The following is a 12,363-nucleotide window of genomic DNA, read 5'->3' on the forward strand; positions in this document are numbered from 1 at the left end:
GCTTGCCGCTCACCCCAGTACAATCCGCCCTCGCTTCCCGTTTTGGACCAGCCGATGCCTGTCTCCTTCGTTCATCTGCGTTTGCATACCGAATACTCCCTGGTCGATGGCCTGGTGCGCGTCAAGGCACTGGTCAAGGCGACCGCGGCGGCGGGCATGCCGGCGGTGGCGGTCACCGACCAGAGCAACATGTGTGCGCTGGTGAAGTTCTACAAGGCGGCCATGGGGGCCGGCATCAAGCCGATCTGCGGCGCCGATATCTGGTTGGCGAGCCCGGACGAGGACGGCCCGCTGAGCCGCATGACGCTGCTGGCGATGGATGCCAAGGGTTATCGCAACCTGACCGAGCTGGTCTCCCGTGGCTGGACCGAAGGCCAGCACAACGACCAGGTGATCATCCAGCGCGACTGGGTCAAGGAAGCGGCCGAAGGCTTGATCGCCCTGTCCGGCTCGAAGGAGGGCGAGATCGGTCGCGCGCTGCTCAACGACGACCAGGCCGGCGCCGAGGCGTTGTTGCGCGAGTGGCTGGTGGTCTTCCCGGATCGCCTCTATCTCGAAGTGCAACGCACCAACCGGGTCAATGACGAAGAGCATCTGCACGCAGCCGTGGCCCTGGCGGATAGGGTCGGCGCGCCGCTGGTGGCGACCAATGACGTGCGTTTCATCAAGCAGGACGACTTCGCGGCCCACGAAACCCGTGTATGCATCGGCGAAGGCCGTTCCCTCGATGATCCGCGACGCCTACGCCTCTACTCGGACCAGCAATACCTGAAGAGCCCCGAGGAAATGTGGGAGCTGTTCAGCGACCTTCCCGAGGCGCTGGAAAACACCGTCGAGATTGCCAAGCGTTGCAACATCGAGGTGCAACTGGGCAAGTACTTCCTGCCCGACTTCCCGGTGCCCGCCGGCATGACCATGGACGAGTACTTTCGAAAGGTCTCCTTCGACGGGCTGGAGGAGCGCCTGCAAGTCCTGCTGCCCCCGGATACGCCCGACTACGCGGCGAAGAAACAGGTCTACATCGACCGGCTGAATTTCGAGCTGGATATCATTATCCAGATGGGCTTTCCCGGTTACTTCCTGATCGTGATGGACTTCATCCAGTGGGCCAAGAACAACGGCGTGCCGGTTGGACCGGGCCGGGGCTCGGGGGCCGGCTCGCTGGTGGCCTACGTGCAGAAGATCACCGACCTCGACCCGCTGGCCTATGACCTGCTGTTCGAACGCTTCCTTAACCCCGAACGGGTCTCCATGCCCGACTTCGACGTCGACTTCTGCATGGACGGCCGCGACCGGGTGATCGACTACGTGGCCGAAAAGTACGGCCGCAACGCGGTAAGCCAGATCATCACCTTCGGCACCATGGCGGCCAAGGCGGTGGTGCGCGACGTGGCCCGCGCCCAGGGCAAGTCCTATGGGCTGGCCGATCGCCTGTCGAAGATGATCCCCTTCGAAGTCGGCATGACCCTGGAAAAAGCCTACGAGCAGGAAGAGGTGCTGCGGGACTTCCTCAAAACCGACGAGGAAGCGGCGGAAATCTGGGAAATGTCCCTCAAGCTGGAGGGCATCACCCGTGGCACCGGCAAGCACGCCGGCGGCGTGGTGATCGCGCCGACCAAGCTCACCGACTTCTCGCCGATCGCCTGTGACGAGGAGGGCGGCGGCCTGGTGACCCAGTTCGACAAGGACGACGTCGAGCAGGCCGGCCTGGTGAAGTTCGACTTCCTCGGCCTGCGCACCCTGACCATCATCAAGTGGGCGATGGAGACGATCAACCGCGAACAGGCCAAGAAGGGCCTGGAGCCGGTCAACATCGACTTCATTCCGCTGGACGACAAGCCGACCTTCGCCATGTTGCAGAAGGCCGAGACCACTGCGGTGTTCCAGCTCGAATCCCGTGGCATGAAGGAGCTGATCAAGAAGCTCAAGCCGGACTGCCTGGAAGACATGATCGCTCTGGTGGCGCTGTTCCGCCCCGGCCCGCTGCAGTCGGGCATGGTGGACGACTTCATCAACCGAAAGCATGGTCGCGAGCCGATTTCCTATCCGCATCAGGACTACCAGTACGCTGGCCTGGAGCCGGTGCTCAAGCCCACCTACGGCATCATCCTGTACCAGGAGCAGGTGATGCAGATTGCCCAGGTGATGGCTGGCTATACCCTCGGCGGTGCCGACATGCTGCGCCGCGCCATGGGCAAGAAGAAGCCCGAGGAGATGGCCAAGCAGCGCGGTGGCTTCATCGAGGGCTGCGCGAAGAATGGTATCGATGCGGACTTGGCGGGCAACATCTTCGATCTGGTGGAGAAGTTCGCCGGCTACGGCTTCAACAAGTCGCACTCGGCCGCCTATGGCCTGGTTTCCTACCAGACCGCCTGGCTGAAGGCGCACCATCCGGCGCCGTTCATGGCGGCGGTACTGTCGGCGGATATGCACAACACCGACAAGGTGGTGATCCTCATCGAGGAGTGCCGCCACATGAAATTGCGTATCGATGCGCCGGATGTGAACACTTCCGAGTTCAAGTTCACGGTCAACGACGATGGCCGCATCGTCTACGGGTTGGGGGCGATCAAAGGCGTCGGCGAGGGGCCCGTGGAAGCCATCGCCGAATGCCGTGCCGCCGGTGGGCCGTTCAAGGACCTGTTCGACTTCTGCAGCCGCGTCGATCTCAAGCGCATCAACAAGCGCACGCTCGAGGCGTTGATCCGCTCTGGTGCGCTGGACCGCCTCGGGCCCTACTACCAGGACGAACTGAAGGCCTACCAGGCGACCGTCGATCTCAATCGCGCGGTGCTGCTGGCGGCCATGGAGGAAGCGATCCAGGCGGCGGAGCAGACCGCGCGCAGCCACGACAGCGGCCACATGGACCTGTTCGGCGGGCTGTTCGCCGAGCCCGAGGCGGACGTCTATGCCAATCACCGCAAGGCCAAGGAACTCTCGCTGAAAGAGCGCTTGCGCGGCGAAAAGGAAACCCTCGGCCTCTACCTCACCGGTCATCCGATCGACGAATACGAAGGCGAGATTCGCCGGTTTGCCCGGCAGCGCATCGTCGAGCTGAAGCCGGCCCGCGACACCCAGACCGTTGCCGGTCTGATCGTCAACCTCCGGGTGATGAAGAACAAGAAGGGCGACAAGATGGGCTTCATCACCCTCGACGACCGCTCCGGACGCATCGAGGCTTCCCTGTTCGCCGACGCCTTCAACGGCGCCCAGGCATTGCTGCAGACCGATGCGTTGGTGGTAGTGGAGGGTGAGGTCAGCAACGACGACTTCTCCGGTGGTCTGCGTCTGCGGGCCAAACGCGTGATGAGCCTGGAGGAGGCTCGCACCGGCCTGGCCGAGAGCTTGCGCCTGCGCGTGGCCAACGATGCGCTGAAGGGCGACCGTCTGCGTTGGTTGGCGGAGCTGTGTAGCCGCCATCGCGGGGCGTGCCCATTGACCCTCGATTACCTGGGCAGTGAGGCACGGGCCTTGCTTCAGTTCGGCGAAGACTGGCGAATCGACCCGGCCGATGGCTTGATTCAGGCTTTGCGTGACCAGTTCGGCCGCGACAACGTCTTTTTGCACTACCGCTGATGACGGGCAAGGGCCCGCATCAGTCTCGACCCCCGGCGCCCGATCCCGTAAGGTAGGGCGCCATACGGAACAGCAGCCCCGGCCACTTGGCCGTCGACGCAAAACGGATGCCTATGAACCCGAACTTTCTGGATTTCGAACAGCCGATCGCCGACCTGCAAGCCAAGATCGAAGAACTACGCCTGGTTGGCAATAACAATTCTCTGAACATCGGCGACGAGATTGCCCGCCTGCAGGACAAGAGCCGCGCCCTCACCGAGAGCATCTTCGGCGAACTGACCAGCTGGCAGATCGCGCAGATGGCGCGTCATCCGAAGCGTCCCTATACCCTCGACTACATCCAGCACCTGTTCACCGAGTTCGAAGAGCTGCACGGCGACCGGCATTTCTCCGACGACGCCGCCATCGTCGGTGGCGTGGCTCGTCTCGAAGGGCAGCCGGTAATGGTGATCGGTCATCAGAAGGGTCGCGAGGTGCGCGAGAAGGTGCGGCGCAACTTCGGCATGCCGCGTCCCGAAGGTTACCGCAAGGCCTGCCGCCTGATGGAAATGGCCGAGCGCTTCAAGATGCCGATCCTCACCTTTATCGACACCCCCGGCGCCTACCCCGGCATCGACGCTGAAGAGCGCGGCCAGAGCGAGGCCATCGCCTGGAACCTGCGCGTGATGTCGCGGCTGAAGACCCCGATCATCGCCACCGTGATCGGCGAGGGCGGCTCCGGCGGCGCCTTGGCCATCGGTGTATGCGATCGCTTGAACATGCTGCAGTACGCCACCTATTCAGTGATTTCCCCGGAAGGTTGCGCATCCATTCTGTGGAAGACGGCCGAGAAGGCCCCGGAAGCCGCCGAAGCGATGGGCATTACCGCCGAGCGCCTGAAGGGTCTGGGCATCGTCGACAAGGTGATCGACGAGCCCTTGGGTGGCGCCCATCGCGATCCTGCCGCCGCCGCCGAGCTGATCCGCCAGGCGCTGCGTAGCCAGCTGGACGAGCTGCAGAAGCTCGACACCGACAGCCTGCTCGCCAAGCGCTACGAGCGCCTGATGAGCTACGGCGTGGCGTGATCTCGCCTGCCAGCTGCGGGCGCAGGATCTCCGGCACTATGCTTGAGGCCTGGCGCTCGCCGCTTGGCACCACGTGATGAACCTCGAACACCGCCTGCTGCAATCCCTCTCTCCGTGGTACACAGCATCCGCCTGGCGCGTTGCGCTGTCGGGCGGTCTCGACTCCACGGTGCTGCTGCATCTGCTGGTACGGCTGGCCCAGCGTGAAGCTGTGCCGCCCATCTCCGCCATTCATGTGCATCATGGCTTGCAGGCTGTCGCTGAGGCGTGGCCGCGGCATTGTCGGGAGCTGTGCGAGCGGCTCGCTGTGCCGCTCATCGTGCGTTCGGTGGCGGTGCCAGCCGGCGCCAGCCTCGAGCGGGCGGCGCGCGAGGCACGCTATGCGGCGTTCGCCGAGGTGCTGGGGCAGGGCGAGCTGCTGCTGACCGCCCAGCACCGCGACGACCAGGCGGAAACCGTGCTCTTCCGGTTGCTGCGCGGCGCCGGGGTGCGTGGCTTGGCCGGCATGCCGGCGTGCCGCGCACTCGGTCGCGGGCACCTGCTGCGTCCGTTGCTGGCCTGTTCGCGCCGCGAGCTTGAGGCCTACGCCCGCGAACAAGGGCTAACCTGGGTGGAGGACCCCAGCAATGCCGACAGTCAATACTCGCGCAATTATTTGCGTCGACAGGTCCTGCCATTGCTGACGGCGCGCTGGCCGCAGGCGCTGAACAACATCACCCGCAGCGCTGGCCACCTGCGTGAGGCAGAGGAGCTGCTAGGCGAACTGGCGCAGCTGGACCTGGCGGCGGCCAAGGCCGCACCGACCACACCCTGGCTACCGCTGCCGTCTCTGCAGCTCGAACCCTTACTTGCACTGTCGGCTGCCCGCCAGCGCAATGCCTTGCGTTACTGGCTGGCGCCGCTGACCGACATGCCCGACAGCGACCGCTGGGCCGGTTGGAGCGATCTACGCGATGCGGCGCCCGATGCAACACCGTCTTGGCGGCTGGCGAGGGGGGAGCTGCGGCGAGCCGACGGGCGGTTATGGTGGCTCGGCGGTGCCTGGCTGCAGCCACTGCACGCGCCCCCGGCCTGGGCCGATCCCTCGCAATCGCTCGACTTGCCCGGTAACGGCCGGCTCAGCCTGGAAGGGCCGGTGCCTAGCGGCGTGCTGCGCGTGCGCTATCGGCAAGGAGGCGAGACGCTGCGTCTGCCAGGTCGAGGGCGGCGCGACCTGAAGCGATTGCTCAACGAACACGGGGTGCCGGTATTCGCCCGCAACCGCCTGCCGCTGCTCTATCGCGGCGAGGAATTGCTTGCCGTGGCCAACCTGCCGGGCCTCGACGGCCCCGTCGCGGAGGGTTGGCGGCTGGCCTGGCAGCCGCCGACGAATGACCAAGGTTTGAGCTGAATCCGCCTTTCCGGTAGACTACGCTCCCGTCTTGATACTGCTTCTGCGGATGCCCTCCAGGTGTCCGTGGGAGTTTGCTATTGCCGCCTAGTGCGCAATCGCTCCTTCGCTCTCCCCGGCGGCGCTGACCGCTTAAACGCAGACTTCTAGGGTTCTTATGACGCGCTACATCTTCGTCACGGGTGGTGTTGTTTCTTCGTTGGGGAAAGGCATCGCCTCGGCATCATTGGCGGCCATCCTGGAGGCGCGGGGCCTGAAGGTCACGATGCTCAAGCTGGACCCTTACATCAACGTCGATCCGGGCACCATGAGCCCGTTCCAGCACGGCGAAGTGTTCGTCACCCACGACGGCGCCGAGACCGATCTCGACCTGGGCCACTACGAGCGGTTCATCCGCACCACCATGACCCAGAACAACAACTTCACCACCGGCCGCGTCTATGAAGACGTGCTGCGTCGCGAGCGTCGCGGCGACTACCTGGGGGCGACCATCCAGGTGATCCCGCACATCACCGACGAGATCAAGCGCCGCATCATCAAGGGTGCCGGCGATGCCGACGTGGCCCTGGTGGAAATCGGCGGTACCGTCGGCGACATCGAGTCCCAGCCGTTCCTCGAGGCCATTCGCCAGTTGCGCGTGGAAGTCGGCGCCAAGCGCGCCATGCTGATGCACCTGACCCTGGTGCCCTACATCGCCACCGCCGGTGAGACCAAGACCAAGCCGACCCAGCACTCGGTGAAGGAACTGCGCTCCATCGGCCTGCAGCCGGACGTGCTGATCTGCCGCTCCGACCACCCGATCGACATGTCCTCGCGGCGCAAGATCGCGCTGTTCACCAACGTCGAAGAGCGCGCGGTGATCGCCCTCGAAGACGTCGACACCATCTACAAGATTCCGTCCGTGCTGCATGCCCAGGGCCTGGATGACTTCGTCGTCGAGCGCTTCGGCCTGGAATGCGGCGGCGCCGACCTCTCCGAGTGGGATCGGGTGGTCGATGCCAAGCTGCATCCGGAGCAGGAAGTCACCATCGCCATGGTCGGCAAATACATGGAACTGCTGGATGCCTACAAGTCGCTGATCGAGGCGATGAGCCACGCCGGCATCCAGAACCGCACCAAGGTCAACCTGCGCTATATCGATTCGGAAGACATCGAGAACCAGGGCACCGGCCTGCTGGAGGGCGTCGACGCCATCCTGGTGCCGGGCGGCTTCGGGCTGCGCGGCGTGGAAGGCAAGATCGCCACGGTGCGCTACGCCCGCGAGAACAAGATTCCCTACCTCGGCATCTGCCTCGGCATGCAGGTCGCGGTGATCGAGTTCGCCCGCGATGTGCTCGGCTGGACCGACGCCAACTCCACCGAATTCGACAAGTCCAGCACCCACCCGGTGGTCGGCCTGATCACCGAATGGCAGGACGCCACCGGCGAGGTGGAGAAGCGCAGCGAGAGTTCCGACCTCGGTGGCACCATGCGTCTCGGCGCCCAGGAATGCCAGCTCGAAGCGGGCTCCAAGGTGCACGATTGCTATGCCAAGGAGGTGATCGTCGAGCGTCATCGTCATCGCTATGAAGTGAACAACAACCTGCTGCCGCAATTGATTGAGGCCGGTCTGAAGATCACCGGCCGCTCCGGCGACGGCGCGTTGGTCGAAGTGGTCGAGGCCCCGGACCATCCGTGGTTCGTCGCTTGCCAGTTCCACCCCGAGTTCACCTCCACCCCGCGCGACGGTCACCCGCTGTTCAGCGGCTTCGTCAACGCGGCGCTGGCACAGAAGGCTCGCAAGGCATGACCCAGAAGACTATTCGCGTCGGCAATATCGAAATCGCCAATGACAAGCCGATGGTGCTGTTCGGCGGCATCAACGTACTGGAATCCCGAGACCTGGCCATGCAGGCCTGCGAAGCCTACATGCGGGTCACCGAAAAGCTCGGCATCCCCTACGTGTTCAAAGCCAGCTTCGACAAGGCCAACCGCTCCTCCATTTCCTCCTTCCGCGGCCCCGGCCTGGAAGAGGGCATGAAGATCTTCGAGGAAGTGAAGAAGACCTTCGGCGTGCCGGTGATCACCGATGTGCACGAACCGCATCAGGCGGCCCCGGTGGCCGAGGTGTGCGACATCATCCAGCTGCCGGCCTTCCTCTCGCGGCAGACCGACCTGGTGGTGGCCATGGCCAAGACCGGCGCGGTGATCAACATCAAGAAAGCGCAATTCCTCGCTCCGCAGGAAATGAAGCACATCCTCAGGAAGTGCGAGGAAGCCGGCAACGACCAGCTGATCCTGTGCGAGCGCGGCTCCTCCTTCGGTTACAACAACCTGGTGGTGGACATGCTCGGCTTCGGCATCATGAAGCAGTTCGAGTACCCGGTATTCTTCGACGTGACCCATGCCCTGCAGATGCCGGGCGGTCGCGCCGACTCCGCCGGCGGCCGTCGTGCCCAGGTCACCGACCTGGCCAAGGCCGGCCTCAGCCAGGGGCTGGCAGGCCTCTTCCTCGAGGCGCATCCGGACCCGGACAACGCCAAGTGCGACGGCCCCTGCGCCCTGCGCCTGGACAAGCTGGAGCCGTTCCTCAGCCAGCTCAAGCAGCTGGATGACCTGGTCAAGAGTTTTCCGCCGATCGAGACTGCCTAAGCGGCGGTTTCTCCGGTAAAGTGCTGCGCGGACATATTCTGACTCGCTGGTCAGTCGGCGGGTCGTTCGGCGTGCCCTGATCCGATACGCGGCTATCGCCTGTTTCCGTCAAACCTTGGAGTGCTAACAACAATGGCAAAGATCGTCGACATCAAGGGTCGTGAAGTTCTCGACTCCCGTGGCAACCCCACCGTGGAAGCCGATGTAATTCTCGACACCGGCATCATCGGCAGTGCTTGCGCGCCGTCCGGTGCCTCCACTGGTTCCCGCGAGGCGCTGGAACTGCGTGATGGCGACAAGAGCCGCTACCTGGGCAAGGGCGTGCTGAAGGCCGTGGCCAACATCAACGGGCCGATCCGCGACCTGCTGCTAGGCAAGGACGCAGCCGACCAGAAGGCCCTGGACCGCGCGATGATCGAGCTGGACGGTACCGAGAACAAGGCCAAGCTGGGCGCCAATGCCATCCTTGCCGTGTCCCTGGCCGCCGCCAAGGCTGCCGCCCAGGCCAAGGGCGTGCCGCTCTACGCGCACATCGCCGACCTCAACGGCACCCCCGGCCAGTACTCCATGCCGGTGCCGATGATGAACATCATCAACGGTGGCGAGCATGCCGATAACAACGTCGACATCCAGGAATTCATGGTGCAGCCAGTTGGCGCGAAGAACTTCGCCGAAGCGCTGCGCATGGGCGCCGAAATCTTCCATCACCTGAAGGCCGTGCTGAAGGCACGTGGCCTGAACACCGCGGTCGGCGACGAGGGTGGCTTCGCGCCCAACCTGGCGTCCAACGAAGATGCCCTGGCCGCCATCGCCGAGGCCGTCGAGAAGGCCGGCTACAAACTGGGCAGCGACGTGACCCTGGCCCTGGACTGCGCTTCCTCCGAGTTCTACAAGGATGGCAAGTACGACCTGGCCGGCGAAGGCAAGGTATTCGATGCCAACGGTTTCGCCGACTACCTGGCCGGGTTGACCCAGCGCTACCCGATCATCTCCATCGAAGATGGCATGGACGAGTCTGACTGGGCCGGCTGGAAGGCGCTGACCGACAAGATCGGCGAGAAGGTACAGCTGGTGGGCGACGACCTGTTCGTCACCAATACCAAGATCCTCAAGGAAGGCATCGACAAGAAGATCGCCAACTCCATCCTGATCAAGTTCAACCAGATCGGTTCGCTGACCGAGACCCTCGAAGCCATCCAGATGGCCAAGGCTGCCGGCTACACCGCGGTGATTTCTCACCGCTCGGGCGAAACCGAGGACAGCACCATCGCCGACCTGGCTGTAGGCACGTCTGCCGGCCAGATCAAGACCGGCTCGCTGTGCCGTTCCGACCGCGTGTCCAAGTACAACCAACTGCTGCGCATCGAGGAGCAGTTGGGCGGAAAGGCCGCCTATCGTGGCCGTGCCGAGTTCCGCGGCTAAGCGAGCGATGGTAAAAAGGGGCGGCATTGGCCGCCCTTTCTACCTCTGAATAGAAGTGTTTCGATGCCGAAAGCTCCTTACTGGTTGTTCGTTGTGCTGGTGCTACTGCTCGGCGGCTTGCAATATCGCCTGTGGGTCGGCGACGGCAGCCTGGCCCAGGTCGCCGAATTGAAGCGGCAGATTGCCGACCAGCAGGGCGAGAACGAGCGCCTGCTCGAGCGCAATCGCATCCTCGAAGCCGAGGTGCTGGAGCTGAAGAAAGGCATGGAAACCGTCGAAGAGCGTGCCCGCCACGAGCTGGGCATGGTCAAAGAGGGCGAAACCCTCTACCAGCTCGCCGAATGAGTCTCGCCGAGCTGCCCGCCTTCTGGGCGGTGATTCCCGCTGCCGGCATCGGCAGCCGCATGCGTGCCGACCGGCCCAAGCAGTACCTGCCGCTGGCCGGGCGCAGCATTCTCGAACATACCCTCGATTGTTTTCTCGACCACCCTCGACTGAACGGGCTAGTGGTCTGCCTTGCTCCGGATGACCCTTACTGGCCAGCGCTGTCCTGTGCCGGCGATCCTCGCATCCAGCGCGCCGAGGGCGGTGCCGAGCGGGCGGACTCGGTGCTCGCCGGTTTGTTGCGCCTGAGCGAGCTGGGTGCTCGTGACGAGGACTGGGTGCTGGTGCACGATGCCGCGCGGCCGAACCTGGCGCGTCATGATCTGGACAACCTGTTGCACTGCCTGGCCGACGATCCGGTTGGCGGCCTGCTGGCGGTCCCCGCGCGCGACACCCTCAAACGCGCCGGGGCGGACGGGCGGGTACGGGAGACCATCGACCGCACGGTGATCTGGCAGGCCTATACGCCTCAGATGTTTCGCCTGGCCACGTTGCAGAACGCGCTCGCCGATGCCCTGGCTGCCGGCGTGGCGATCACCGACGAGGCGTCCGCCATGGAATGGGTCGGGCATGCGCCGCGCTTGGTCGAGGGCCGCGCGGACAACCTGAAGATCACCCGTCCGGAAGACCTGCTCTGGCTGGAGCAGCGCTGGCGGCGCGGTTGATAGCAGGGGCTGGCTGAAGGTAGGAGCCGGCCATGCCGGCACGCCAGGTTTCCGCGCACGTGGCCTGCTCCTGCCATCAGTCCGGGTTCGCCGGTCGGCCTGCCTTTAACGACTAGAAGCGATAGATTGCCGCCGCGCCGCTACGCGTCGGCATGCGATCCGGGGGAATCACCAGCACGTCGCCGCCGTGTTCCATTACCCACACGCTCAGCTCGTCGAGCAGGTCCGGGGCGCTGATGCCCTGGGGGTCGGCAAGTTGCGTCGCGCCTTCTTCCTGGTCGAGGTGGCCGGGTATCTCCCGGCCGGCCTCCACCAGCAGGGTGGCGATCCGGTTGCCCACCGCGGCCCGACCGATTTCCTCCAGCTGGTCGCTGGCCAGGCCCTGGCCGTGGGACTCGCCATACTGCTCGATCAGCTCTTCCAGATGCCGCAGTGAGTGAGGTTGCATGACCTGCCAGCTCCGCTCGCGCAACTCCTCGAGACTGAGCAGACCGGGACCGCTGTCGATGCCGTCCGGTAGCAGCAGGTCGTTGTGGCTGAGGCGACGGAACAGCGCCTGTTGCTCCGGCAGTGCCGCCAACAAGAGCGGCAGGCCCGACGGGCGCGAGTGGTGCTCGAGGATTGCGCGGTCGACGGCCCGGAAATAGCGCTCGGTGTCCTTGTCGATCTCCGCCTGCTTGCCGCTGCCGCCGGCTTCGGTCTGCATCGAGTCGCCGCGCTCGTTGGCGCGGCTGTAGCCTTGGGGAAAGCCGGACTGGCCCTTGTCCGTCAGTTCTCGGCCGAGGGCTTCCTCCAGGGTGCGCGGCACTTGCGCAGCCAGCGGCACCTCGTCGAGGGCATCGCGGTTGCCTTCCAGCAGGCGCACCGAGTCCCGGGTCAGGCAGAGGATCTGGTAGCGGTCGGCTGACTGGGCGATGCGTAGCAGCGGCTGGATGTTCGGCCGTTCGTTAACTATCGCCAGCTCCGGCACGTCTTGTTGCAGGCGATAGACCTGGAAGAAGTCCGGACCGCCGAATACCGCCAGGCCATCCAGGTTGTGGTTCCAGAAATCGGTATCGTCGACCAGCGCCTGGAACGGCTGCAGCAGCTTGTCCACCTGCTCCTGTGATTGTTGCTGGCGCTGCAGGTGCTCGCCGAGCTGGCGCAGTGAATCGCCCCGGGTTTCGTGGAGGCTGTTTCGTTTAAGTCAGGCCGCCATGGCCTGACCTGCTTGTTGCCGGTGGAAGTTTGC

The 12,363-nt window shown here is 64.5% G+C and carries 9 protein-coding genes; 8 read left to right on the plus strand and 1 reads right to left on the minus strand.

Annotation, left to right across the window (positions count from 1 at the left end):
- The first annotated feature begins 54 nt into the window (after positions 1–54).
- The 8 genes from dnaE to ispD all read left to right on the plus strand — a co-directional run bounded on the left by dnaE (position 55) and on the right by ispD (position 11,132).
- Complete coding sequence (dnaE, locus tag ACWKV7_RS12325; protein WP_483857964.1) at positions 55–3,576, plus strand: DNA polymerase III subunit alpha; 3,522 nt, start codon at positions 55–57, stop codon at positions 3,574–3,576.
- 113 nt (positions 3,577–3,689) lie between these two features.
- Positions 3,690–4,640: an acetyl-CoA carboxylase carboxyltransferase subunit alpha gene (locus tag ACWKV7_RS12330; RefSeq protein WP_483857965.1), complete on the plus strand. Its 951-nt coding sequence runs from the start codon at positions 3,690–3,692 to the stop codon at positions 4,638–4,640.
- 76 nt (positions 4,641–4,716) lie between these two features.
- Positions 4,717–6,030 carry a tRNA lysidine(34) synthetase TilS gene (tilS, locus tag ACWKV7_RS12335; RefSeq protein WP_483857966.1) on the plus strand — a complete coding sequence of 438 codons (1,314 nt, stop codon included), beginning with the start codon at positions 4,717–4,719 and terminating at the stop codon, positions 6,028–6,030.
- Positions 6,031–6,187: 157 nt separating this feature from the next.
- Positions 6,188–7,819 carry a CTP synthase gene (gene pyrG / locus ACWKV7_RS12340; protein WP_483857967.1) on the plus strand — a complete coding sequence of 544 codons (1,632 nt, stop codon included), beginning with the start codon at positions 6,188–6,190 and terminating at the stop codon, positions 7,817–7,819.
- Positions 7,816–8,661: a 3-deoxy-8-phosphooctulonate synthase gene (gene kdsA, locus ACWKV7_RS12345; protein ID WP_483857968.1), complete on the plus strand. Its 846-nt coding sequence runs from the start codon at positions 7,816–7,818 to the stop codon at positions 8,659–8,661. Before pyrG ends, kdsA begins: the two co-directional genes overlap by 4 nt.
- Positions 8,662–8,793: 132 nt before the next feature.
- Positions 8,794–10,083 (plus strand): phosphopyruvate hydratase, encoded by a 1,290-nt coding sequence (eno, locus tag ACWKV7_RS12350; RefSeq protein ID WP_483857969.1) that lies wholly within the window; start codon positions 8,794–8,796, stop codon positions 10,081–10,083.
- Between the two features lie 63 nt (positions 10,084–10,146).
- Positions 10,147–10,428, plus strand: a complete 282-nt coding sequence (ftsB, locus tag ACWKV7_RS12355) for a cell division protein FtsB (protein WP_483857970.1) — start codon at positions 10,147–10,149, stop codon at positions 10,426–10,428.
- Positions 10,425–11,132, plus strand: coding sequence for a 2-C-methyl-D-erythritol 4-phosphate cytidylyltransferase (gene ispD / locus ACWKV7_RS12360; RefSeq protein WP_483857971.1), 708 nt, complete (start codon positions 10,425–10,427; stop codon positions 11,130–11,132). The genes ftsB and ispD overlap by 4 nt, the downstream gene beginning before the upstream one ends.
- A gap of 112 nt (positions 11,133–11,244) precedes the next feature.
- On the opposite strand, the gene ACWKV7_RS12365 is transcribed toward ispD, so the two are convergent.
- Entirely contained in the window at positions 11,245–12,228 is a 984-nt protein-coding gene (locus ACWKV7_RS12365) for a baeRF3 domain-containing protein (protein WP_483857972.1), read from the minus strand.
- Positions 12,229–12,363: the final 135 nt, after the last annotated feature.

Source organism: Zestomonas ipomoeae (assembly GCF_057128665.1).